We start from the raw sequence: 24023 nt of genomic DNA, 5'->3' as shown, positions 1-24023 counted from the left end.
ACCTTCGTGAGGATGACGAAGATGATTATCATGCCGACCTTAGTGCCGGCTTTTTCGTTGTCATGTCCGGCCTCGACTGGGCGTCTTCCGTTTGTAAAATCTGTGTAAAGTGCAAATAAAACCTTTGCGAAGTCTTTGCTTTTGCCATTGCATTCCTTCGATGGACTTTTTATCTTGATATTTGCTAAAATCGTATATTTTAGGTATGATATACATTGTAGAAGACGATCTTGAAATCCGCGAAATGGAAGCCTATGCACTTAGGAGCAGTGGCTTTGAAGTTAGTGCATTCGATTGTGCTAAAAAGCTGGATGAAGAGGTCAAAGTCTGCGTTCCGGATTTGTTCATTTTGGACATTATGCTCCCCGGCGAAGACGGTCTTAGCATTTTAAAGCGTCTCCGTGCTCAGGAAAGCACTAGGAACGTCCCGGTCATCATGCTGACGGCCAAGGGCTCCGAGCTGGACAAGGTCAAGGGCCTTGATTTGGGGGCCGATGACTATATTGCAAAACCCTTTGGCATTTTGGAGTTTGTTTCGCGTGTCAAGGCGTTGCTCCGTCGATCGAGTATAAATCTTGAAGCCGAAGAATCGAAAGTTATTTCGCTGGATGGCGTTACGCTCGATGAGGCAAAACACACCGTGGTGGCTGGCGGCGACAATGTGGAATTGACGTACAAGGAATACGAACTTCTGAAATTGCTCTTGTCGCACCCGGGGGTTGTTTATTCAAGGCAACAGATTTTGGAAAAAATCTGGGGTATCGATTTCAAGATGGACACGCGGACCGTCGATATGCACATTAAGACGCTCCGACAAAAACTGGGCGAGCAAGGGTCAATCATTCAAACTATACGTAACGTCGGGTATAAAGCGCAATGAAAGACCGTATACGATACAGCTTGATTTATATGGGTGTCATTGCCGCCCTCTTGGCTGTATTTTTTACGGTGCGAGTCTTCGAAGACGAAATGGCGGAACAACTCAAGGTCAACTTGCGCGAAAATCTGCGCTTGATTGAATCTGCTTACGAGGTTGAATCGCTTGAAAATATGCCGCAAAAACTGGCGCGATTTGCAGGCGAGGATTTGCGAATCACGCTGATTGATTCGACCGGTAAAATCATTTACGATAGCGATGCGAAGGCTGCCGAAATGGAAAACCATTACAATCGCGAAGAAGTTTCCGATGCGATGGAGAAAGGTTTTGGCGAAGATTTGCGGTATTCCTCTACATTGCAGGCGAAGGCGTTTTATTTTGCCAAGCGTTTGAATGATGGCAATGTATTGCGACTCGGGATGCGCCAAGCGAATTTGCAACAGGCGTATTCAAAGACGATGCCGTATCTGATTGCGTTGTTTGCGGCCATTGTCGCCGCTGCAATCTTGATTGCGATTGGGCTTAGCCGTGCGTTTATCAGCCCGCTGAAAAAGCTTGTGGACCAGCTCGGCACGCCTGAATGGATGAATATCGAGAACGTCTATAAGGAAATTGAACCGCTTGTCAATACGATTCGCAAGCAGGATCTTGAACTGCGCTTGACGATTGAACAGCTCTCGAATGAAAAACAAAAAATCTCGCATCTGAAAGATGAATTTACCGCGAACGCATCGCATGAACTGAAAACTCCGCTGACATCGATTTCGGGTTATGCGGAACTGATTGAAAGCGGGATGGCTAAACCCGAAGATGTTAAGGTCTTTGCGGGTAAAATCCACAAGGAAGCACGCCGCCTGCAGTCCATTGCAAACGATATCATTACACTTTCGAAACTGAACAATCGCGAGGCCGAACCGTATGACCTCAGTGAAAAAATCAACCTTTGGAACCTGGCACATGGCTGCATTGACGGACTCATGCTGAATGCGAACAAAAAATCAATTCAGCTTTCGCTAGATGGCGTTCGTAATGCCGAGATTTTAGGTAATTCGAAATTGCTCTATGAAATGATTTTCAACTTGGTCGATAATGCCATCCGCTATACAGAACAGGGTGGAAAAGTTGTCGTACTTGTTGAAGAAAATGCAATAGTCGTGAAGGATACGGGAATTGGCATCCCTGAAGAAAGCCTGTCCCGCATTTTTGAACGATTCTACCGCGTGGATAAAAGCCGTTCTAAGGAAACCGGCGGAACGGGCCTCGGACTTTCCATTGTCAAGCATATTGCGGAAGTCCACCACGCTTCAATTCGTTTAAAATCAACAGTCGGTTTTGGTACAGAAATAAGAATCGGATTTAAATTATGATACTTGCTATTTTAAAAATGATCGGTTGCCTTGCTCTCCTCATGTTTGGCATGAAGACGATGAGTGAAGGCTTGCAAAAGCTTACTGGTGGGCACCTCCGTACTGTTCTTGGAACTATGACCAAGCATAGGCTTGGTGGACTTCTTACGGGTACTGCCGTTACTGCTGCTGTGCAGTCTTCGACTGCGACTACCGTCATGACTGTTAGTTTTGTGAATGCTGGCTTGCTTACTCTTAGGCAGGCCATTCCTGTTATTATGGGCGCAAATATCGGTACGACGGCAACGGCTTGGCTCATGTCAATCTTCGGATTCCAGTTCAACATGAGCAGCGTGGTGTGGCCCTTCTTTGCGCTTGGCATTGTGCTTACTTACGTCCGCAAGAACAGTGTCAAGAGCTTTGGCGAATTCGTGTTCGGCTTCTCGTTTATGTTCCTCGGGCTCACGACGCTCCGCGAAAATGCAGTGGCGATGGACCTTTCGCATAACCAGACGATTATCAACTTCTTTGCATCGACGGGTGGCTGGGGCATTTTCAGTACGCTTTTGTTCCTCTTGCTCGGCGGCATCCTCACGATGTGCGTGCAGTCTTCGGCAGCCATCATGGCCATTACGCTTATCCTTTGCAGTAGCGGCGTGCTCCCGATTTACCAGGGCATTGCACTTGTGATGGGTGAAAACATCGGTACGACGGTGACTTCGAACTTGGCGGCTCTTTCGGCAAGTACGCAGGCTAGGCGCGCGGCTTTGGCTCACATGCTCTTTAACGTGTTCGGCGTGGTGTGGATTCTCATTGTATTTAACCCGTTCGTGAATATGGTTTGCCATGTGGTTGGCTTCGATCCGACATTTGTGCCGCAAACTCAAGAAGAAATCGCCCAGGCGAGCGTTCGTGTGACGTATGCGCTTTCCGGATTCCATACGGCATTCAACCTTTGCAACGTGCTCCTTTTGATTTGGTTCATCAAGCCGATGGAAAAGCTCATCTGCAAGATTATCAAGGACAAGGAAGACGGCGAAGATTTCCGTATCAAGTTTATCAGTGGCGGCCTCATGAGTACGGCCGAACTTTCGCTCTTTGAAGCTCGCAAGGAAATCAACGTCTTTGCAGAACGCACCCTTGAAATGTTCCGTTTCTTGCCGGACCTCCTCAAGATGAAAAATGAAGAGGACTTTGTAAAGCTGTTCGCCCGCATCGAAAAGTACGAAGGTATCAGCGACAGATTTGAAATTGAAATTGGTGAATACTTGAACAAGGTCAGCGGCGGTCGCTTGAGTATCGAAAGTAAGACGATGTTGCAGTGCATGCAGAAGGAAATTTCTGAAATCGAAAGTATCGGCGATGCCTGCTACAACATGGCTCGCGCCATCAACCGCAAGTTCCATCTTGAGGAAGATTTTACCGAGGAACAGTACAGCCGCATAGAAAACATGATGAAACTTTGCGACCAGGCGCTAGTGCAGATGGTGGATGTTATCGAGGACAAGCCGCATACGAAGGCTTCGAATACGATGGCGCTTGAATTTGAAATCAACGACTACCGCAAGATGCTCAAGGACTTGAATATCGAAGATATCAATGCGCAGCGCTACAGCTACCAGATTGGCGTGCATTACATGGATGTGGTGAACGACTGCGAAAAGCTGGGGGACTACGTGGTGAACGTCGTCGAAGCGCACGTGAACCACAGATTGCTCGGAAAGTAATCGGAATGGAGCCGCAGGGAATGCGGCTCTTTCAATATTTTTATATTTGCAATTTAGTAGGTGACCTTGGCCCTTTTTAGGGGCGAAAAATGGAGGGCTATATGAAAAAAATCATGGCGTTGGCTTTTGCCTTGTTCTTTGCGGTAGCAAATGCCGCTGAAACGTATGAGGCTTCGGAAAAAATCACGCAACAGGTTCTGTCAGGGGAACTTTCCCAGACCGTGTATGCTGGCGATGAAATTAAGCCGATTACGATTCTATATGAAAATACTGGCCTTGCCGAAAATGTTGTTCCAGAATATTCATCGACGAACTTTTTGGAAAATTATGGATTGTCGAAAAGGTGGGTGGGCTCTAGATGTGAAATTGCGGGAGAGATGAGAGATGATATTCCCGCTGGTACGTACACTGCATTTATCGTCGTCAAAGACGCTGATGGCAAGTTCGCCATGACTGAGTTCGAGTTCACTGTGCTGGAAAAAGAAGAAACGTTGTCTTTAAAATGGAATAAAAGTAGCGGTGACGTGAATCAGGAAGTCACTGCGGGTAAGTCTATTACACCTATCGTTTTCGATTACGAGGGATTAACAAGTTATAGCGTGAGTGGACTCCCGTCTGGACTTGTAAAGAATATTGATGAAAAAAAACATAAAATCATGATTGTCGGCTCTGTAAATAGCGATGTAATGTCTGGTGATTATGAATACAAAGTCACTGTTAAGAACGACCAAGGCGATGAAAAGAGCATGTCGGGAACGATTGTTGTGAAAAGTGGCAAGGCTCGCACATCAATAAAACTTGTTAGTGAAAAAGCAAGACAGGAAGTCCTGGCGGGCAATGAGATTGAGCCTGTCGTGTTCGAGTTTGCAAATGTTCATGTCGATGAAAGTTTATCTTCATTTAAGTTCGAAGGATCGTTAAAAGGATCGTTTGCGTATAGTGTAGAAGAAAATAAGCTCACGTGCAGTGGAACTGTCGATGAAAATTTGAAGGGTGGATTATACACGATAAGAATTATTGCAATTGGTGAAAATAACAATGATACCGCTTTTGCAAACGTTGATGTGATTCATAAGTCTGTAGAGACGAAGGTATATGTCATTGAAAATGAAACGCAGTCGCTGACTGCCGGCGATTCTATCAAGCCGATTGTTTTCAAGGTAGAACATGGCTCTAATCCTGAGCTTACGAATTTCCCGGGTGGTTACGAGCTTAAAAAAGATGGTAATACGGTGACTATTACAGGGCTGGTTGAAGAAAATGCTAAGGGCCCGTATACGGTCACGCTCACTGTAAAAGGTGCTGATAATGATGCTTCTGCTGAGGCTACTATTAATGTCACTCCTGTGGAACTGAAGTTTGAACTTGTCGAAGGTAGTGATGACCAAACGGTTGTTGCCGGTGAAGCGATTACCCCGATTGTCTATGCGTACGATCATGTGAAATCTATTAACGGTAAGGGTTTCCCTGCTGATTTGAAGGTGGAACAAGATAAAGAAAACAAGCTGATCAAGATTTCTGGTACGGTGAACTCCAAAGCGGCTGCCAAGGAATACGTTTATACGTTTGAACTGACGGATGTCTATTCTGAAAAGACGACGGTATCGGGAAAGATCAATGTCGTTGCATCTTCGAGCTCGGAGGTTGCTTCTTCAAGCTCTGCAGAGGTCCTGTCTTCTAGCAGTTCTGCAAAGCAGTCCAGCTCTAGCGTTGTGGCATCTTCGAGCTCGGAGGTTGCTTCTTCAAGCTCTGCAGAGGTTCAGTCTTCTAGCAGTTCTGCAAAGCAGTCCAGCTCTAGCGTTGTGGCATCTTCGAGCTCTGTGGTTTCCTCTTCAAGTTCTGAACCTTCTTCAAGTTCCGCAAAGTCCAGCTCTAGCGAAAAGGCCGAATCCTCTTCGAGTGAAAAGACTACTGGGATTGCGACGGTGGCGATGAACAGCGTGAAGTTTGGCTATGCAAACAATGCGCTGACGGTTGCTGTGCCCACATCTTCGATGGTGCGTGTGCAAGTGTTCGACTTGACTGGCCATCTTGTTGAATCTCATGAAGAAACTGTTGCTGGATTCAAGAGCATTAACTTCGCTCATTTGAACCGTGGCAATTATCTTGTGCGTGTCGAAAGCAACAGCATGGTTCGTACCGCAAGAATTGCCGTGAAATAAAGACTTGGCAATGCAAAAAAGGCTCCGCCACCGCGGAGCCTTTTTAATATGCAAGATTTGACTGGATTCTTCGCGGCTATTCGCCACTCAGAATGACGTAGAAGCCGAGAGTAGCGAGAATGCTTGCATTCTCATTACCGAGGCGCCCCAGTCAAGCCTTGAAAAGGAATGACGTAGAAGCCGAGAGTAGCGAGAATGCTCGCTTTCTCATTACCGAGGCGAACTAGTCAAGCATCGAGATGAATGACGTAGAAGCCGAGAGTAGCGAGACTATGTGCGTGCAGCGAGTTCCTCGGGCGTTCTCGAGAGAATGTCCCAGTCGCCACGCTTGATGATCTTGTAGGCATAGCCCTGTTCCGTGAGGAACAGCTGGCGGTTCATGGCGAATTCCTGTTCCTTGGAATCCTGCGTCACGATGCTGTAGAAGTGGGCGGCGCCGCCGTCGCTCTTGGGGCGCAACACGCGGCCGAGGCGCTGGGCTTCTTCCTGGCGGCTACCGAACGTTCCCGAAATCTGGATAAGCACGTTGGCGTCCGGCAAGTCGATAGCGAAGTTACCGACCTTCGAAACCATGAGGTTCTTCTGCGCACCGGAACGGAAGGCTCCGTAGAGCTTTTCGCGTTCCTTGTTCGGCGTCTTGCCGGTAATCAGCGGAATCTGCAAGTCTTCGGAGAGCGCTTCGAGCTGGTCGATGTACTGGCCGATGATGAGCACGCGGTCGTCCGGCTTGCTAAAGTACTTGAGCAAGCGTTCGACGATGTCCGTCTTTTCGGGGTTCGTGCTTGCGAGCGTGATCTTGTCGCGCACCGGAGCAAGAGCGTACTTCATCTTGAGTTCCGGATCCATCGGGATGCGGATTTCGTTACAGTCGGCGGTGGCAATCCAGCCCTGGGCTTCCAAGATGCGCCAAGGAATGTCGAACTTTTTCGGTCCGATCAAGCTGAATACTTCAGTTTCCTTGTGGTCTTCACGGACGAGCGTTGCCGTAAGGCCCAAACGGCGCGTTGCCTGCATTTCGGTACTCAAGCGGAACACCGGAGCCGGGAGCAAGTGGACTTCGTCGTAAATCATGAGGCCCCACTTTTCCTGGCTGAAAAGCGGGAAGTTTGCAAGTTCCTTCTTGACCTCTTCTTCGGTCATTTCTGGTTCCTTGCCTTCCTTGTTTTCGTCACCCTTCTTAGCGCGCTTGCGCTGCGTCAAGATTTGGTAGGTGGCAACTGTCACCGGGCCGATTTCCTTCACTTCGCCGGAGTATTCCTTGACTTGGTCGAGCGTGAGGTTCGTCTTGTCGCAGATTTCGCGAATCCACTGGCGGGAAGACGAAATGTTCGGTGTCAAAATCAAGGTCTTAGTTTGTACCAAAGCCATCGTGGCAAGGCCAATCACAGTCTTACCGGAACCGCAGGGGAGAACGATTACGCCGGAACCGCCCTTTTCGCTACCGCTCGCATAGAACACCTGTGCGGCATCCTTCTGGTAATCGCGGAGGTTGAACGGCTTGCCCGAAACGGTTGTTTCGCGGAGTCTAATCGGGAGTGGGTCGCCAACGGTGTAACCGGCCAAGTCTTCAACCGGGAAGCCCGAGTTTGTAAGGACCATCTTCAAGTGGCCGCGGCGTTCCGGGTCAACAACGACGTGCGTGTCATCGATGTATTCGATGATGAACGGCTCCACATCCCTCAACTTGCAAATTTCGAGGAACATTATTTTGTCGTCGGATTCCATCATCAAACGGCCGTCTTCTTTCTTTAAACGAAGGAGGCCGTAGCGGGCCATGTAATCTTCAATTTCGGTAACGACAGTCGGCGGTATGGGGTAGCGGCTTTGGCTCTCGAGTCTTTCGAGGACTTCGGGTGCGCGCAGCCCTGTTGCGGCAGCGTTCCACAAGCTCAAATGAGAAATCTTATAAGTGTGCAGGTGCTCCGGGCTTTTGACAAGCTCTGTAAAAGGGGCGATTGCATCACGTGCGGTGGTATAATTAGGATTGTCGACCTCGACCATGATTTCGAGGTTACTTTGTACAATGATTGCGCCATTCGGATTCATAGAGTGCCAAATTTAGTTATTTAGGGCGCATTTCGCAAGTCGTACGTTTTTGCTGAAAATCTTACTTTTTGGTTTTAGGGGTTAGGTATTAGGGATTAGGTAAATAATCGTGGCTTCGCTGCTTTTAAAAGGACGAGCGTAGCTCGTGATACTTTTTCCTAAAACCTAAAAACCTGTAACCTGATACCTAAAGAAAAACTCCCCGGATTTAAGTCCGAGGAGTCTTTCGAGCCGCCCAGCAGATTTGAACTGCCGACCTGCTGATTACGAATCAGCTGCTCTACCAGCTGAGCTAGAGCGGCGAAGCGAGAACAAAGATAGTAAATCGATTAATTCTTGTCAAGATTTACTGACAACCTTTATTTTTTTTTCTATGATTGGTCTACGAGAAATTTTTTAACATGGAAGCTTAAAATATGGCTAACGAATCTAATAATAACCAATCTGAACTTAAAGCATTCTTTGTCCAGCACGGTACGAAGATTGCTGTGGCATTCGTCGTTCTCTTTGCTCTTATCGCAGGCATTGTGCAGTATAAGGAAGCACGTAAGGTTGCTGCTGCTGAACAGAGCGAACTCATTGGTATGGGTCTTACTTACCTCTATGCTGGCGAAAAGGACAGTGCTCTCGTAGAATTCGAAGGTAAGATTGCTTCTGGCAAGCTCGAAGGCCTTGCTCTTGCTAAGGCAGCTCTCCTCGCTGGTAACATCAAGTACGAAAAGAAGGACTATGATGGTGCTGCATTCCACTTCCAGACCTCTCTCGACAATGCAGGCTCTGTTGCTCTCGTGCGTTCGGCTGCCATGCACGGTCTTGCCGCTGTGAAGATGGAAAAGGGTGACTTCTCTGCTGCAGCAAACTTCCTCGAAAAGTACATTGCTGAATTTGGCAAGCGCACTGGCGACAAGGAAGACCGCTACCAGAAGGACGAACCGGCTGACGAGGTCCCGATGGTTGCTGACGCTATGTGGAAGCTCACGCTCGTGTACCAGCAGCTCGGTGCAACTGACAAGGCTAAGGCTACCGCTGAAAAGTTGCTCCATGTATATGGTGACAACCGCGGTCTCGCTGACAAGGCTCGCAAGTTCCTCGCAGCTATCTAATTGCTGATTTTTTGGAAATTTAGGCTCGTCTCCTTAGCGGGGACGGGCTTTTTTATATATTGATTTTATTGTACAACATAATGGAGAAAATTCATGAAAAAAAATCTGATTTGCATAGTTGCCGCAATGCTTTTTGCTTGTGCCGGTAGCAAAAGTTCGTTGGAAAAAATGGCAGATGATATTTTTTATGTGAGCTTTATCTGTACTTCTAACGGAGAAGCCGAAAATTTGAAAACAGCGTGCCAAGAGTGGACTGAAAAAAAGAACAAATTGACTGATGAGGAACTGAAAGAAGTCACTAGAATTGGGACTGAAAAATATCAGATAATGGTGGAGAAGGCGGGCAAGTTTGTAGAGCAAAGAAAAGAAGAAGATGACGCCGGCATAAAATTTTTGGGTGAAGCTCCTGCTGTTTTACCAGCAGATTGTAATGATTGTAGTGAATTGTTGAAAAAAACAGTTGATTCAGTTCATGTCTTTGTGACAAATTGCGAAAATGACCAGCAATGGCCTGAAGAAGAGTGCTTAAAACTGGATAAACGCATTACTGAACTTAATGGCGAAATGAGTTTGGATGATGAGAAAAAAATTTTTGAAATTCAATATCAAAAACTCATGAAATATTAAAAGCGCTTTATAAAAATCAATTTACATCTACGTCAGTCTGTATAAGTTATATTGATAGCATACACAACCTAAAAATGGGAGGGTGGGGCCATGAAAAATATTTTCTTGGCACTTTTGGTGTCTATTCCAATTTCTCTGACCGCGTGTGGAGATTCCCCGGAAAAGTTTGTGAATGATGTCGTGGACAGCGGCATCAAGTGTGAAACGCATGAGTATGACCAGGCCAAGTGTAATCAGCTTGTTGCCGAATTCAAATCGCGTAATCGCAATTTTAGCGAAGAAGAACAAAATGAAATCCGTAAACAGGTTGTGGAAAGGTTCTATATAGAACTGAAAAAATTGGACAAAAAAGGTGTGAAAGTCGGGTCCGCGTTTTAATGGCGCGCTTAGAATGCTAACGCCCAGCCGATGGCGAACAACGCGTAATAGGCTAGAACCCAGAATATATCTGTGACTGCAGTTGGCGCTCCCCAGCGGAGCGTTTTCTTTTTGGGGATAAATCCGCAAAGGAGGCCTGCAATAAAACCATAAAGGTGGCCGAGAATGTCGGCGTTCTCGCCAAGGCCTAAGAATACAGCGAGGGAGGCGGCGCCACAGAGCGGCGCGAATCTGCGGAGCATGCCGTGCGTTTCGCGCGGCATGAGACGGAATTCAATGACGGCGAGGCAACCGATGGTTGCGAAAACGAAGCCGGAAAAGCCGAGCGAGCGGAAATTTGTCTGCACTGTAAGCGCCACAAAGAAATTTGCGACAGCGCTTGCGACCGCCAAGAATGGCACTAGTTTGGCGAGCGGGATGCGGTAATGGAGCAAGCTTAAGGCGAGGAACCCTGAGACGAGATTTGATGCGAGGTGGCGGCTGTCGCTGTGGAGCGTCATGGCGGTAATCGTGCGCCACCATTCCCCGCGTAGAATCTTGGAGGCATCGGCGATGCCTGCGTTGTGCATTTGGACGAACATGTCGGAGAAGTCGAATAGCGTACAAACGATGGGAATAGCAAGGACCCATAGCGGCTGGAGCGTGAACTTTAGCGGGAGAGGCGGATTTTCATCGCGAGGTGGATTTTCGCGGTGGTAAAGGCGAATTTGGAATTGTGCGGCACGGCGTTTTTCGGGCTCCACGAAAATCTGGAAAGGGCCTTCTTCGGAACGATCGATTCGGTGCGAGATTCCCTGTGATAAGAGTACAAGGCTTTCGTCGCGGATTTGCCTAAAACCTCCCTCGCTGATGCGCACGTCGGGCGGAGTCTGCGGCTCTTCTGATTGTGCGGTTTGTGAAAAATCGATACTTTGTTCAATTGTGGATGGCGCGGATTCTCGAGAATGCGTATCTTCGGCGGAAGGCCTGCGGCGAATCATGGGCGATATAAAGTGTGGCATGGTTACCTTCCTTCTGCGTCATTAGTAAATCGGATATTTTATTCTTGTTTTTGTTTAAAAGCAAACCGCGTGCCAAAAAGTGAAATTCGCCTCAAACATTTTAAAAAGATAAAATCCGCTCAAATAGACTCCTTGCTTATTCAAAAAATAACATGCAAACGTTTCAAAAGCAAATGTTTAAGGAATTTTTTGAAACGTCGTTATAACAATTGAGCTGCCGAAGTGAGGGCGAATTTGCCTGTTGCAGTTTCACATTCGGCGCGCACGTAGGCAAAGCCGAAGGTCGTGACGGGAATGTCGGCGTGATCGGGGGCCGCGACAAGGCTTCCGAGCATGATTTCTTCTGTGGGTGCGAGTTTGCCGTTGGGGAGTTCTCTGCGCCCGAAAATGCGGATATAGCGGAAACCGCCGCCCATTTCTTTGTTGCTGCGGGCGTGGAATGTGATTTCTTTGCCGGTGCGTTCCCACCAGAGTGCAGGACCGTCTGTGATGTAGCAATTGTCGGCGGCGAAGGCTGCGTTTATGTCGGCGAGGGTTGTCGAACCGCTCTTGTCTAATTTTACAACTGTGCGGACGTTTCCGAATGTATGGGCGCGGGTGTGCTTGAGCGAAAAGAGCGGTAGGCTTACAGCGGTCATGCCGTTCAAATCGCCATGGGCATCGTTTCCGCCGATAGGCAATAAATAATTACCCTTTCCTAATTCATTTATCCAAAATTCTCGGCCGAGCTTGAAACCTTCATCGCGGATACCGTTCCAGAATTGCAGCCCGCGAATGGGGTGCTTTCCTTTGATGTTCAAGTCTTCGGGTTTCCAATAACCGCGGCGGAATACAAATTTTTCCAAGAGTCCCATTTGCTGGAATGGGTGCGCTGCAAAGCAGTGCGCCTCGGTCATGTTTAAAATTTGTTTGATGCTGCGTGTGGGCCTGTTTTCGAGCCAGTAGCGGCCGCAATCGCCGAGGCCCGGGAGGTAACCTTCGGGGCCGAGGACGGTCATGTGCACGTTCTCGCCTTTGCTGTTGCCGGCAGAAACTTCTTCGCCAGCAATCATGAGCGGCATGTCGCCTCCGTTTTCATCTTTCTCTGGGAGCGCTGCGATTTCTTCGCTCAACTTTTGGAATCTTGGAACGGGCGAGACTGCTTCTTTCGTGTAGTCTTCTTGTGTGAAGGCGAAGTCGTAAGCGTGATCGGTACAGCTTACAAAATCGAGCCCGACTGCTTTTGCCGCTTGTTGCAAAACTTCGGGTGTAGCGCCATATTCCACATGGTCTGCGGAGTAATGCGTGTGGCAGTGCATTTCGCCCGCGGCGTAGCCGGGAGCGATGGGAGGCTTTTCGTTCAATACTTTGAAGCGGAGCGGAACGGGTTTTAAACGCGGTAAGTTCCAGCGCTCAAATGTTTGCGTTTTTCCGTCGCGTTCGACGGTCAGTTTGCAATGCGCTTCGTATGAGCCCGCAGGAATTTTCCCGAGCGCAAGCGGAATGAATCTCATCTGCTCTCGGACTTCAATATTCAATTCTTTGCAGATGGTGATTCTGGGTTTGTGCGCATCTTGAAACCGCGCATCTCGTGTCTGCGCTTCTTGTGCCCGCGCATTTTCAAAATACGTTCCGCAGCATTCGTCGACAGCGCTTTTTAAAACAATTTCTGCATTTTTTAGAGTTGTCGGGAAACGGTCGGCATCGCGTACCACAATCCATAACGTGGGTTCAACGCCTGGCACGAACTGGAACGGTGCATCGAAAATAATTTCGGGCCACGGCTTGTAAAGGAGCGACCAGGGTAGCTTGAACTTAAAATGCGTCTCGGCGTAACGCAATTTTTCCCCTGGTAAAAAGCTCATCAGTCACCTTTTGTTTTGATTTCTTCGGCGGGTACTGCCGGCGCTTTTTTTTCTGCCGGTGTTGCAGGTGTGACCGGATCTTTTGCCTGCGCAGTTCCAACAGAGTCTTTTGCTGTAGCTGCTGTGACTTTTGCACTGTCTATGGTTGCTTTTGCAGAATCCGCAGCGACACCTAACGAGTCTGCGACCTTTGCCGTGTCGGCAGTGACTTTCACAGAATCTTGCACCGTTTTCAACGAATCCGTAACGGAGGTGCTCGCGATTGTCGAATCCACTTTCGCGCTATCTGCAATTACATTTGTCGAGTCTTTTTTCGTATCGTCGATAATCATGACTTTTGGCTTTGCGTTTTCGCCATCGTCGTCATCATCGTCGTCATCGTCTTTTGGCTTTGGCTTATTCCACAGTCCAAAAGAACCCCTGATTTGCAATTGTAACCCACCAAGGTTCCACTTTGCTTTTTCGTTCGGACCGTTAGGCACAATGTCCGAGAATTTTTTGTTCGACTTCACGGAGATGGAATTGAATCCAATGTCGCCGTAAAGTTTAAAGCTTTTCCAAGTTGCAAAAAGATAACCCACGCTTACGCCAAAGCCTGCGCCAAGGAGTGGTGTTTCGGCTTCGAGTTTACCCCAGGTCGTGTAGATTTCGGTGCCCGGTAACGCCCAGTACCAACGTACGGCTAAACTGAAAAGTCCTCCCGTACTGAGAGTTATAAAATTCTTGGGCAAGGCAAATCGGTATTCCAAATACAATGGAATGCCTTGGAGCGTGTATTCGTAACTGTGAGTGCTGCTTTTGCGGTCGGTCAATACAACCGATTCGTTATCGTAAATAAACCCGATGCCCGCACTCAAAAAATGGTCTTCGGCAAATTGCCACTGGATTCCCGCTGTAATCGGAAAGCAAAAATTGACTTTCTGGAAATCCTGTTTTGCTACGTTCAAGGATTCGGCGCTATTGACTGCGTTTTCCTTGAATCCGTAATAGATGGTGTCGATGGCATTTTGGAAGTATTTGCGTTCTTCGAAGCTGATGAACGAAATTGATGGCTGCACAAAGACGGACAAAATGGAATTGTCGTGGTCCAGCTTTTCTTCGCTCGCGGCAAAGCCTGTTGCTGCAAGCAGCAATGTTGCAACGAACGAAAAAACGATATTTCTGGACTTAAACTTCATCCGTGCGCCTAGTTAGCCAAAGTCTTTTCTTCTTTCTGCATGCGCTTCTTTTCTGCTTCTTTCTTGAGGCGCTTTTCATAGGATTCTTCGGCCTTTGCAATCTTTTCTTCGGCCTTCTTCACGCGTTTTTGAATTTCCTTGTCTTCGCTAGATTCGTTCTGTGCAACAGCGAGGTATTCTCTTGCGGATTCGAACTGGTCAAGGTCCGTGTAGGCGTCTGCAATGAGGAAGAGCGTTTCTTGACGGCGCTTAGCCTTCGGGTATGTTTCCAAAAATTCCTTGAAGTAAATCACGGCGGCCTGCGGCTTTTCCATGCGCAAGTAAAGGCGGCCTGTCTGGAATTCCTTTTCGGCAACGCGGTCTACGAGCAAGTTATAGTAGTAATTGACCGAGTCGCGGAGCGGGGTATTTGGGTGGTTGGCGAGGTAACGTTCAAAGTCCTTCATGGCGGTTGTCGTGTTCGATTCGTCACGGTCAATCTTGTAATCCATGTTGAACGAAGAAACTGCCTTGCGGAATTCGGCGGTTTCTGCAAACGGAGAACCCGGGAAGTTCACGATAAAGCTTCCGTATTCGCCACGGGCTTCAATCCACTGCTCCAGGTTGAAATGGCTTTCGGCAAGCAAGAACTGAGCTTGTTCCATGTAGCCAGAACCTGCACAGGTAGAAAGAATTTCTTCGAGCTTTTCGACAGTGCGTCCGTACTTTTTAGCCTTGAAAAGTTCCTCTGCGTATTCATAGCGCTTTTTGCACCAGTCCGTGTGGGTGATTTTTTCATTTGTAGTAGAGGAACAACCCATCATGGTTGCCATATAAAGGAAAAGAGGAACGAACAGGGTACTCTTGAAAACTTTTTTCATTTTTTTTCTTTGGTTAATTCTAACTTTCATGCTGTAAAGTAGAAAAAAACGACTCTAGAGAAAAATGATTTTAGTCCGCTATGTCTTGAAAGAGCTGATAGGTCCTTTTTTGGCTTCGCTCTTTGGCATTACTTTTTTGTTTGTAGTTGACTTTTTGGTCAAAATCTTGGACAATGTGTTGTCCAAGGGCTTGCCTACATCTACAGTTCTTGAAATTTTTGCGCTCAACTTGGCTTGGATGCTTTCGCTTTCGATTCCGATGGCGGTTCTTGTAGCAAGTCTCATGACGTTTGGCCGTATGTCGGGCGACCAAGAGATTACGGCTGTCAAGGCTGCTGGCATTTCACCATTGTCGCTGATGCGTCCGGTGCTTCTTGTTGCCCTTTTGCTTTCGGTCTTGATGGTCGTGTTCAACAACTGGGTGCTCCCGGAGGCAAACCATCGTTCCGTGGAACTCATGAACGCCGTTTCTCGCAAAAAACCGCATGTGTTCATTGATGCCGGACGACTCATTACGCAGTTCCCGGGTGTGCAACTTTGGGTGAACCGCATTGACCCTGTTTCGGGCACGCTCTATGGAATCCAAATTTTTGAAATGGAAAAGAAGGGCGCTCCGCGAATTGTGTATGCCGACAGCGCCTCGATGGATTATGTGGATAACGGGGCTACGCTTATGCTCCGCCTCCGTAGTGGCGAAACGCATCTCGTCGATCCTGATGATGCGGATAACTATTTCCGTATCCGATTCTTCTCGCAAGATTTGGCCATGCAAAACGTAGATGACCGCCTGGAACGCCGTAGCAGGAGTTACAGGAGCGACCGCGAAATGCCTGTCGAAATGATGTGGGATGTGGTGACGGATGCTCGAGCCAAGTACGATACGGCTGCAGTGCAGGCGAGAGCTCGTCGTTTACCGACTCTTGTCCGCATTCGCGATTTGGCCGTAGGTGATAGCATTCTCCCAGCAGATGCAAGTGGTGTGCCGATGAGCGATTCCTTGCAGTTTGTGCAGGGGCTTCGCAAAATCCGCGTGCAGGAAACCGCCTCGCTCCGCGCTACAGAGCGTGTTTGGGGCCGCATGGAAGGTGAACTTAAACGTTCTGCGCAGTACATGGTCGAAATCCATAAAAAGTTCAGTACCGCTTTTGCATGCTTCATTTTCGTGTTGATTGGAGCTCCTTTGGGAATCATGGCGCGCAAGGGTGGTATTGGTACGGGTATTCTCTATAGCCTTGCTTTCTTTGTCATTTACTGGATTTGCCTTATTGGTGGCGAAAACTTGGCTGACCGTCTGATTGTCTCTCCGGAACTTGCCATGTGGGTTTCGAATATCATCATCGGTGTGTTCGGAATTCTCCTTACGCGAGCAATGATTCGCGACCGTTTCTCGGGCGAATCTAGATTAAAGCCTTCTGTAATCTTTAAGGCTATTGGTCGATTCTTCCTTAAAGTCGTGAGGCATGTCTGATGAAGTTCTCTCGATATCTTATCTGGAATTTCTTGAAGATGTTCCTCATCGTGGTGTGCGGAGCAATTCTCATCTTTGTTGTAATTGACTTTGTTGGTAACATCAAGACCTGGCTTGCTCGCGACATGAAAGCTGTCAGCGATTATTACTTGAGTTATCTCCCGTATATTTTGTACTTAATCACCCCGGTTGCTTTGTTTATTGCGGTTCTCGCCTCGGTAGGTAACATGGCTCGTCATCTCGAAATGAGTGCCATGCAGAGCTCCGGTCAAAGTCCGTTCAAAACGCTTCTCCCCATATTTTTCTTGGGCATTCTCATGTCGATTGGTTCGTACGAAATGAGCGAACACTGGCTCCCGGATGCAAACCACAAGCGCTTTGAAATCATGGAAACGAATGCGCAAAAACGCAAAAATCCGCGCATCAAGGAAAAACAGGACTTTACGTTTATCGATAGCGAAAAAAACAGTTGGTTCTTTAAACATTACTCCGGCAAAAACAGACAAGGACGCGATGTGGTGCTGCTTGTGCGCGATCGTGGGCGTTTGGTCGAACGTTACGACGTTCGTGCTATCCGCTGGATTGAAAAGGATTCGGTTACCAAGGCTGGGTTCTGGCGTTTTGAAAATGGATACCATCGTGTGTTCAAGAAAGACGGCTCTGTTGAGGTTTCCCAAGTCCGCGCCGAAAGCATGAAGGGCAAGGTGAATACGCACCCCAATGACCTTATCAACGAACGGCAACTCGCTGACGAAATGGATTCCAAGATGGTCAAGGAGCGCATCAATGTGCTAAGACGTTCAGGCGAAGATACCCGAGCTATGGAGACTGCTCTGCAGTTCAAGTATTCGGCGCACTGGATGAACTTGATTGTTCTTTTGATTGGGGCGGCGCTTTGCCACCGGTATAGCCGTTCTGGGGGCCTTTCCCAGAAATTCGGTGTTGGTCTGTTGCTCGTTTTTAGCTATTATATTCTAGAGAGAATAGGGCTTAAAATGGGTGAAAACGGGGCTCTGTCGCCGTTCTGGGCGGCGTGGAACAGTCACTTCATTTATGCTGGTCTCGCGTTTGTCATGTTATACCGATCATTTCGCTTGTAGAGGGTTTTAAATGTCCGTGTCTGAAATTTTATTTGTGGTCGCTGGAGCGTTGCTAGGTCTTGCTTTTCAGGGGGGGATGTTCCTGTTCCTTATCCCGTTTGCTGTTGTTGCGTTTTCGCTTGCCTGCATGAACCGCCCGAATGTTCCGCCGAACACGTCCGTGCTCCCGGTCATCAAGAGCAATAAGCGTTCGACGGCGCTTACGCCGGTTGTCTCTCCGGACCTCCGCAATGAATTTACGAACAATGTCAAGATGGATACGAACGAACCCAACTCTTCGCTCCGTGTCAATCAAGTTTGGGCCCGTGCAAATTCGGATGTGGACAAAGCTTTTGGCGATATGTTGCGTTGCCTCAAGGTTCTTATGCCGCAGGCAAATACGCTTACCATCTTTACGAATGGCGGTAGTGCAAATGAATTGCGCTTGAGAACGTTCCAGAGCGATATCCCGAATATCATCGATACCGGTGCAAAGATTACGGATAATATGGGTATCTTGAGCCAGCTCTTGCGCCCGGAAGTGTCCCGCATTTTGGAAGGCGATTTGCTTGTCGGAAAGCGCCTCACGTATTACATCGAAAACCGCATGATCCGCTCGTTGGTGGGTGTTCCGCTGCTCGACCGCGATGAACGCCGCCTCGGTGTTTTGCTTGTGGACTCCTTGCACCCGAATGCGTTTACGGCTGCCGAAGCGCAGGCGCTTTCGTTCATTGCTCACGCCATGTACATGGTGAGCTTCAAGAGCTATATCTCGGCGCAGAACTACATTGAACAGCAACAGTTCAGTACGCTTTACCATTACCAACGCAAGTTCTTCCAGACCATGTCTGTGAAGGATATTTACAAGCAAATGTTCGAGTACGTCAAGGAAAACATGCCGTTTGACCGCTTGACGATTCTTTTGCTAGACAAGCCCAAAGAAGGTGCTGGCCGCGTGATTTACTGCGTGGGTATGGATTCCGAACAGTTTGTCGATAAGCAATTTACCTTGTCTGATAAGGGTATTTTTGTTCTAGCCCTTATGAGAAACCGCCCGGTATTCCGTTCGTTCAATTCGGGCTATGCCGATTATGTGCCGCGTTTGAACGATTCCGAAAAGCGCAATATGGAACTTCGTCAGTTGTTTGTAATGCCGGTTTCGTCGGAACCGGATTCCAAGACTGCAGAACTTGCCATTTGCCTTGAAAGCCGCTATAACAACCGCTATCAGGATCACGAAAAGAAATTGCTCAAGGCTTTTGCTGGCGTTGCAGGCTTTGCTTACGCTCGTGCATGCCAGTTCGAAAAGGGCAAGGATCTTGCAACACGTGATGGCCTTACGGGCCTCATGAACCACCGCTCCTTGCAAGAAGCGCTCCGCACGGAGAAAGTTCGCGCTGACCGTAAGAAGTATAACATCGGCGTGTTGATGATGGACATTGACCACTTCAAGAGCGTGAACGATACGTACGGTCACCCGGTCGGTGACGAAGTGATTAAGGGTATTGCAACGGCTATTAGCGGTGAAATCCGCAAGGAAATAGACGTTGTGGCACGTTACGGCGGTGAAGAATTTGTCGTGGCGCTCATTGATACAACGTCCGAGGGCATGGTCGAAACTGCAGAACGCATCCGCAAGGCTGTAGGCAAGTTGGAATTCAACGTGCACAAGACGGATCCGCTCCGCGTGACGGTTAGCATTGGTGCTTTCCTTGTGGAACCGGAATTCTCGGACATGAAAAAGGCCGTGAACAATGCTGACCAGGCTCTCTACAAGGCGAAGGATGGTGGCCGCAACCAGGTCGTACGCTTTGAAACTATAGAAACTGAAGCGGTGGGAGATTAGAACTTAGATGAAATGTCATCTTAAGCTGTCATCCAGAGCGAAGTCGAAAGACAACTTGGAAGGCGAGTGTTGCGACCATGCTTGCATGGGCATAACCGAGCCGAAGAGTTGGGGCTTTAGCCCCATCCAGTAAAATTGTTCGCTAGAAATAACTGGATTCTTCGTCCCAAAGGACTCAGAATGACGTTATTGTTAAAACCTACAACTTAATATCTAAAAATGTTCACAGCGCTTGATTGGTTTGTCTTATTCGCTTACTTGCTCCTCTCGCTTGCCATTGGTTTGTGGGTTTCTCGCGGCAACAAAAATCTCAAGGAATATATGTTCGGCGGCGGCTCGATGCCGTGGGTGGCTGTGGGCATTAGCCTCATTGCGACTTCCGTGAGTGCAACGACTTTCCTTGGCGCGCCTGCTGATGTGTTCGGCGACGACATGACGTTTTTGATGTTCCAGATTGGCGCGTTGCTTAGCATCGTGGTCGTTGGCTTTGTGTTTATCCCGAGGTTTCGCACATCGGGCATTTCGAGCGCTTATGAACTTTTCGAAGTGCGTTTTGGTAGCCGCTCGGTGCGCCGTTTGGCTGCTGTCTTTTACTGCTTGCATTTGCTCCTCCGCACGGGAATTTTACTTTATGCGCCTTCGCTAGTGCTTGCTCAGATTTTGCACATCGACTTGAAACTTGCGATTATTGTCTCGGCGGCGATTGCAATTTTCTACACGTGGTTTGGCGGAATCAAGGCGGTCATCTGGACTGACGTGATGCAGTTCTGCGTGTTCTTTGGCGGCGGCGTTCTCGTGCTTTTGATTATTGCAAATCAAGTGGGCGGCTTGGGCGAAATGGCAACACTTGCAAGCGATGCGGGCAAGACGCGTTGGTGGAATGCTTCGATGGATGTCTCGAATGCGCGTACGCTTATTTCGGCAGGCTTTGCATACGCGATTCTTGAAATTGCCATTCGCGGTTGTGACCAACAGTTCGTGCAGCGTTACCTCAGCTGCAAGGACGTGAAGGCCGCGAACCGTTCAAGCGTACTTTCGATGGTGCTTGGTTGCGCCGTTTCGATTCTCTTTTACTGGGTGGGTGCAGCGCTCTTTGTCTTTTACAAGAAAGCTCAAGTCGCAATGCTTCCGGAAGGTCTCGGACAGAATGACGTGTTCCCGTACTTTATCGTAAATGCGTTGCCGTCTGGCGTGACTGGCTTGATTGTTGCTGCTATTTGTGCGGCGGCGATGAGCAGTCTTTCGGGCGCCATCAATTCGCTTAGCAATACGTCCGAACGCGATTTCCTTGGTTGGGACGAATCAACGGGAATGGGCGGGCTCAAACGCGCAAAAATTTGGACGGCTGTTTGGGGCGTTCTCGGCGTGTTCTTTGCTCTCTTTGCGGCAACGCAGCAGGGAAGCCTCCTTAAGAATGCTCTCTTCTTTACAGGACTTTTCACGGGCCCGCTTCTTGGTATGTTCCTCCTCGCTTTCTTTGCAGACAAAATTTTTGGAACTGCTGAAAAAGCTTTACGTGCTTGGGTTGTGATTGTCGCTGTGCTTTGCGGTATGGCAAGCCTCGTCTTGATCCAGGGAATCCCCGCCTTTGGCGTGCCTGCACTTCTCGGCAACACCTTTAGCTGGCCGTGGATGCCCTTCATCAGCATGACCACGACAATTGTGGTGGCACTTGTCGTGAACTTTGTGGCGAATCTTGTTTGCGCAAAACGCGTATAAGAATGGATTAATCGCGTCATCCTGAGCTGAGCGAAGGATCCAGTAATTATGTTGAATTTCCTCAGCAAAGCGTTTATTTGCCATTTTTTTATTCGGAATGTGATTTACATAGCTAATAATTCTAAAATAGAATTAGGTGTAAATGAAATAAACTAATTTATAAGCAAAATTATTCAATTTCTACATTAACCTGTACAACCTTCAAACAGAGGTTTAGCTTAGATGTCCACTGTTTATTCTCATAAAACATTTTATGCAATTGGCCAAGGAGGCTTTTTTTCAGAAGAACTTATACACAACGATGAAAAAAAAGTAATTGTTTATGATTGTGGTACTCTCAGTCCAAAAGCGCGAATTAAATCAGAAATAAGCCACTTCCCTTACAAGGATATCGACTATCTCGTTATCAGCCATCTTGATGCTGACCATATCAACTGCATTGATTCCTTGGCTCAAGGAAGAAATATAAAGAAAATCATTCTACCTCATACAAGTCCAATAGATTTGTTGTTCTTCTTCCTTAACTGCAATGATCAAGACACCTTAAATTCTTTCTTCAACACAATTCAAAGGCATCAACGCATTGAAGTAAATGCTGATGAAGTAAGCCATGATGTCCCGGAATATATCAACGATGATGAAAACGTACCTATTCTTCCAATGAGCCATAATCAATCGTTGGGGATTTTTTCAAATAATCCTTCCGGGTATCCATTATGGACCATAAAGTTTTATGTTGATGCTACACTCTATTCACCCAATGCACGGAATGTTTTGTCTCAAACGGATGAGGCTTTTATCAAGGGCGTTTCAAGTGTTGCAGATTTTAATAATAAAAAAGTACAATTGGATGCCATATATTCCAAAATCAGCAAAATTCGCAATGACTCCTCTATGGCGATGATTTCCGCGCCAAATCCCAAGCGTATAAGATGTCTTGCTTGTTTAAATGAATATTTTGGAACTTGGATGAATGGCGATATCGTTTTAAAAACCTCCTCAGAAATTGTTCAAATAGAGAATCACTTTCAAGATTATTCAATATTTAATTTTGACTACCAATTGCAACATCATGGAAGTCACGAAAATTTTTGTCGCGAAATTCGTAACTTCAGGCACATGTGCATATACATTTATTACGGATACAATAATAAGCATGGACATCCCAGTGGAACTGTACTTAGAAAGCTCAAAGATGCTGGGCTAAAAATTTGTGATTTGACAGAAAATGATTGCAATTTTGACAGAACCACCTCGTGGCACGTCATCTAGAGATTAGATTAAAGGATTAAGAATGTATATAGAAAAAGACAAACTAAATAGAATGAATTTTGTCGTTAATTTGAAAAAAATTATCGACAAGAAAATTGAAGACAATACTGGTTTTTCTTTTGCCATTGATGGCACATGGGGAAGTGGGAAAACTTTTATAGTAAACATGCTTGATGAAATAGTAAAAGATCAGTATCTTGTTGTAAAATATAACTGTTGGAAATATGATTATTATGAAGAACCTGTTGTTGCAATAATGTCTGTAATTGCAGAAACCCTGAACAAAATTGTTGCAGAAGAAAACCCTCCCTCATTTGTTAACAAGGCCACCTTTAAAAACCTTGCCGAATTCTTAATTGGGACAACTGCAGAACTTATCAAGGCTGCTACTAGAATTGATATTAGTAAAATTATTGAACTAGGCAAAGATGTAGTTTCAAAAGAATATAAGGAAGCCTTTTCAAAAGATTTTGATTCGAAAGATACTATAAGCAAAGCTATTAAAATCATCCAATTTGCTCTAATTCTTGCTAATGCTGACAGAAAAGTTTTATTCATTGTAGACGAGTTGGACCGTTGTCTTCCTGAATACGCAATTAAGGTTCTTGAACGCTTACATCATGTTAACGAAAATACACCTTTTGTCACATTGCTATCTATAAACAAGAAGGAACTTGCAGGCTCTATAGCAAAAGTATTTGGGCATGAGGGTGAAAGTGAGCCTTTTACAGATTACTATCTACAAAAATTCATAAATATTATTATTCCAGTCCCTTCAAATGACCCGCAACCGTCACTATTAGATTCTTTTGCTCTGTCAAAAAATTTATTTGATTTGAGCAAAGCCTCATCAGATGATGACTTTAAAAACTTCATTCAATCCGTATTAGGCTGTTTAAATATGCGTACTGTTGAAACAATCGATAAACAGATTGCCGCAGTCTTTGCTTTAATGGGTCCTCAAGTCTCTGCAACGCAACAACCATCAATACCATGCTTTTGTTATGCTGTATTAATGGTTGCTGAATCTTTTATTTTCAAAAAGGCAATTTCAATTGATCTTTCCAAATTAGGAAAAGACGTAGCCACTTGTTTATCTTTCTCCGCTAATGGTCATCGTTCGGATTACATAAAGTGCTCAGAGAAACTAAAACAATGGAGTTTAACTCCATGTGAGCCCATTATAGGTTTTAATGGTATTCTCAATGGATATCTGATTGTTTATGGCAACTTGCAAGATTATGTAAAGTCTATGGGCTTTCATGCCAATGAAAAAATTTCATCCAAGTTAAGGATTGCTCCAGCTGATTTTTCCTTTGCAAAAGAGTTTTCCCGCTGTTGTAAATTATTGTCTCCTGTTCAATAATGTTTGTCATATTAGGTGTTTCCTGAATCAGTATATTTATATAATAGATTTGTTGTCAGAATCTATGATGGCTTCTGTTGATGAACTGTCTCAACAACAAATGTATTATGCCAAGTTTACTTCA

Annotated in this window: 18 protein-coding genes and 1 tRNA gene; 13 read left to right on the top strand and 6 right to left on the bottom strand. The window is 46.7% G+C overall.

What is annotated here, in order from left to right; genetic code table 11:
* Positions 1 to 205: 205 nt before the first annotated feature.
* The 4 genes from BUA34_RS04465 to BUA34_RS04450 all read left to right on the top strand — a co-directional run bounded on the left by BUA34_RS04465 (position 206) and on the right by BUA34_RS04450 (position 6112).
* The gene (locus tag BUA34_RS04465) at positions 206 to 880 is read left to right on the top strand and encodes a winged helix-turn-helix domain-containing protein (protein ID WP_072827532.1); all 675 of its coding nucleotides are present in this window, start codon (positions 206 to 208) and stop codon (positions 878 to 880) included.
* Positions 877 to 2244, top strand: coding sequence for a sensor histidine kinase (locus BUA34_RS04460; protein ID WP_072827531.1), 1368 nt, complete (start codon positions 877 to 879; stop codon positions 2242 to 2244). The genes BUA34_RS04465 and BUA34_RS04460 overlap by 4 nt, the downstream gene beginning before the upstream one ends.
* A complete protein-coding gene (locus BUA34_RS04455) occupies positions 2241 to 3950 on the top strand; it encodes a Na/Pi cotransporter family protein (RefSeq protein ID WP_072827530.1) in 1710 nt (569 codons plus the stop codon). Before BUA34_RS04460 ends, BUA34_RS04455 begins: the two co-directional genes overlap by 4 nt.
* 101 nt (positions 3951 to 4051) lie before the next feature.
* Positions 4052 to 6112: a T9SS type A sorting domain-containing protein gene (locus BUA34_RS04450; protein ID WP_254794324.1), complete on the top strand. Its 2061-nt coding sequence runs from the start codon at positions 4052 to 4054 to the stop codon at positions 6110 to 6112.
* 270 nt (positions 6113 to 6382) lie between these two features.
* On the opposite strand, the gene BUA34_RS04445 is transcribed toward BUA34_RS04450, so the two are convergent.
* Complete coding sequence (locus BUA34_RS04445; protein WP_072827529.1) at positions 6383 to 8158, bottom strand: DNA repair helicase XPB; 1776 nt, start codon at positions 8156 to 8158, stop codon at positions 6383 to 6385.
* A gap of 229 nt (positions 8159 to 8387) precedes the next feature.
* Positions 8388 to 8460, bottom strand: a tRNA-Thr gene (locus BUA34_RS04440).
* 114 nt (positions 8461 to 8574) lie between these two features.
* Between BUA34_RS04440 and BUA34_RS04435 the strand changes: the two genes are divergently transcribed.
* From BUA34_RS04435 to BUA34_RS04425, 3 genes are all read left to right on the top strand, one after another.
* Entirely contained in the window at positions 8575 to 9261 is a 687-nt protein-coding gene (locus BUA34_RS04435; protein ID WP_072827528.1) for a tetratricopeptide repeat protein, read from the top strand.
* Positions 9262 to 9354: 93 nt separating this feature from the next.
* Positions 9355 to 9888, top strand: coding sequence for a hypothetical protein (locus tag BUA34_RS04430; protein WP_072827527.1), 534 nt, complete (start codon positions 9355 to 9357; stop codon positions 9886 to 9888).
* 90 nt (positions 9889 to 9978) lie between these two features.
* Positions 9979 to 10266, top strand: coding sequence for a hypothetical protein (locus BUA34_RS04425; protein ID WP_072827526.1), 288 nt, complete (start codon positions 9979 to 9981; stop codon positions 10264 to 10266).
* Positions 10267 to 10274: 8 nt separating this feature from the next.
* Here BUA34_RS04425 and BUA34_RS04420 read toward each other — a convergent pair whose 3' ends face one another.
* From BUA34_RS04420 to BUA34_RS04405, 4 genes are all read right to left on the bottom strand, one after another.
* Positions 10275 to 11267, bottom strand: a complete 993-nt coding sequence (locus BUA34_RS04420; protein ID WP_072827525.1) for a rhomboid family intramembrane serine protease — start codon at positions 11265 to 11267, stop codon at positions 10275 to 10277.
* A 200-nt stretch (positions 11268 to 11467) separates the two neighbouring features.
* The gene (locus tag BUA34_RS04415) at positions 11468 to 13111 is read right to left on the bottom strand and encodes a CehA/McbA family metallohydrolase domain-containing protein (protein WP_072827524.1); all 1644 of its coding nucleotides are present in this window, start codon (positions 13109 to 13111) and stop codon (positions 11468 to 11470) included.
* Positions 13111 to 14289 (bottom strand): hypothetical protein, encoded by a 1179-nt coding sequence (locus BUA34_RS04410; RefSeq protein ID WP_254794323.1) that lies wholly within the window; start codon positions 14287 to 14289, stop codon positions 13111 to 13113. Before BUA34_RS04410 ends, BUA34_RS04415 begins: the two co-directional genes overlap by 1 nt.
* A gap of 8 nt (positions 14290 to 14297) precedes the next feature.
* Positions 14298 to 15149 carry an outer membrane protein assembly factor BamD gene (locus BUA34_RS04405; protein WP_072827523.1) on the bottom strand — a complete coding sequence of 284 codons (852 nt, stop codon included), beginning with the start codon at positions 15147 to 15149 and terminating at the stop codon, positions 14298 to 14300.
* 64 nt (positions 15150 to 15213) lie between these two features.
* On the opposite strand from BUA34_RS04405, the gene BUA34_RS04400 reads away from it, so the two are divergent.
* From BUA34_RS04400 to BUA34_RS04375, 6 genes are all read left to right on the top strand, one after another.
* Positions 15214 to 16617 carry an LptF/LptG family permease gene (locus tag BUA34_RS04400; protein ID WP_072827522.1) on the top strand — a complete coding sequence of 468 codons (1404 nt, stop codon included), beginning with the start codon at positions 15214 to 15216 and terminating at the stop codon, positions 16615 to 16617.
* Positions 16617 to 17717 carry an LptF/LptG family permease gene (locus BUA34_RS04395; RefSeq protein ID WP_072827521.1) on the top strand — a complete coding sequence of 367 codons (1101 nt, stop codon included), beginning with the start codon at positions 16617 to 16619 and terminating at the stop codon, positions 17715 to 17717. Before BUA34_RS04400 ends, BUA34_RS04395 begins: the two co-directional genes overlap by 1 nt.
* A 10-nt stretch (positions 17718 to 17727) precedes the next feature.
* The gene (locus BUA34_RS04390; protein ID WP_072827520.1) at positions 17728 to 19542 is read left to right on the top strand and encodes a sensor domain-containing diguanylate cyclase; all 1815 of its coding nucleotides are present in this window, start codon (positions 17728 to 17730) and stop codon (positions 19540 to 19542) included.
* Between the two features lie 219 nt (positions 19543 to 19761).
* The gene (locus BUA34_RS04385) at positions 19762 to 21261 is read left to right on the top strand and encodes a sodium:solute symporter (RefSeq protein ID WP_072827519.1); all 1500 of its coding nucleotides are present in this window, start codon (positions 19762 to 19764) and stop codon (positions 21259 to 21261) included.
* A gap of 222 nt (positions 21262 to 21483) precedes the next feature.
* A complete protein-coding gene (locus tag BUA34_RS04380) occupies positions 21484 to 22533 on the top strand; it encodes an MBL fold metallo-hydrolase (protein ID WP_072827518.1) in 1050 nt (349 codons plus the stop codon).
* A 22-nt stretch (positions 22534 to 22555) separates the two neighbouring features.
* Positions 22556 to 23899, top strand: a complete 1344-nt coding sequence (locus BUA34_RS04375; RefSeq protein WP_072827517.1) for a KAP family P-loop NTPase fold protein — start codon at positions 22556 to 22558, stop codon at positions 23897 to 23899.
* Positions 23900 to 24023 lie beyond the last annotated feature (124 nt).

Source organism: Fibrobacter sp. UWB12 (assembly GCF_900142485.1).
Taxonomy (GTDB): Bacteria; Fibrobacterota; Fibrobacteria; order Fibrobacterales; family Fibrobacteraceae; genus Fibrobacter.
This window is presented reverse-complemented; position numbering and strand designations above follow the sequence as displayed.

What these genes read in the sequence shown, in the direction of transcription:
- BUA34_RS04465 (WP_072827532.1), top strand. Translation starts at nt 206, where the DNA reads ATGATATACATTGTAGAAGACGATCTTGAAATCCGCGAAATGGAAGCC.
- BUA34_RS04460 (WP_072827531.1), top strand. Translation starts at nt 877, where the DNA reads ATGAAAGACCGTATACGATACAGCTTGATTTATATGGGTGTCATTGCC.
- BUA34_RS04455 (WP_072827530.1), top strand. Translation starts at nt 2,241, where the DNA reads ATGATACTTGCTATTTTAAAAATGATCGGTTGCCTTGCTCTCCTCATG.
- BUA34_RS04450 (WP_254794324.1), top strand. Translation starts at nt 4,052, where the DNA reads ATGAAAAAAATCATGGCGTTGGCTTTTGCCTTGTTCTTTGCGGTAGCA.
- BUA34_RS04445 (WP_072827529.1), bottom strand. Translation starts at nt 8,158, where the DNA reads ATGAATCCGAATGGCGCAATCATTGTACAAAGTAACCTCGAAATCATG.
- BUA34_RS04435 (WP_072827528.1), top strand. Translation starts at nt 8,575, where the DNA reads ATGGCTAACGAATCTAATAATAACCAATCTGAACTTAAAGCATTCTTT.
- BUA34_RS04430 (WP_072827527.1), top strand. Translation starts at nt 9,355, where the DNA reads ATGAAAAAAAATCTGATTTGCATAGTTGCCGCAATGCTTTTTGCTTGT.
- BUA34_RS04425 (WP_072827526.1), top strand. Translation starts at nt 9,979, where the DNA reads ATGAAAAATATTTTCTTGGCACTTTTGGTGTCTATTCCAATTTCTCTG.
- BUA34_RS04420 (WP_072827525.1), bottom strand. Translation starts at nt 11,267, where the DNA reads ATGCCACACTTTATATCGCCCATGATTCGCCGCAGGCCTTCCGCCGAA.
- BUA34_RS04415 (WP_072827524.1), bottom strand. Translation starts at nt 13,111, where the DNA reads ATGAGCTTTTTACCAGGGGAAAAATTGCGTTACGCCGAGACGCATTTT.
- BUA34_RS04410 (WP_254794323.1), bottom strand. Translation starts at nt 14,289, where the DNA reads ATGAAGTTTAAGTCCAGAAATATCGTTTTTTCGTTCGTTGCAACATTG.
- BUA34_RS04405 (WP_072827523.1), bottom strand. Translation starts at nt 15,149, where the DNA reads ATGAAAAAAGTTTTCAAGAGTACCCTGTTCGTTCCTCTTTTCCTTTAT.
- BUA34_RS04400 (WP_072827522.1), top strand. Translation starts at nt 15,214, where the DNA reads ATGATTTTAGTCCGCTATGTCTTGAAAGAGCTGATAGGTCCTTTTTTG.
- BUA34_RS04395 (WP_072827521.1), top strand. Translation starts at nt 16,617, where the DNA reads ATGAAGTTCTCTCGATATCTTATCTGGAATTTCTTGAAGATGTTCCTC.
- BUA34_RS04390 (WP_072827520.1), top strand. Translation starts at nt 17,728, where the DNA reads ATGTCCGTGTCTGAAATTTTATTTGTGGTCGCTGGAGCGTTGCTAGGT.
- BUA34_RS04385 (WP_072827519.1), top strand. Translation starts at nt 19,762, where the DNA reads ATGTTCACAGCGCTTGATTGGTTTGTCTTATTCGCTTACTTGCTCCTC.
- BUA34_RS04380 (WP_072827518.1), top strand. Translation starts at nt 21,484, where the DNA reads ATGTCCACTGTTTATTCTCATAAAACATTTTATGCAATTGGCCAAGGA.
- BUA34_RS04375 (WP_072827517.1), top strand. Translation starts at nt 22,556, where the DNA reads ATGTATATAGAAAAAGACAAACTAAATAGAATGAATTTTGTCGTTAAT.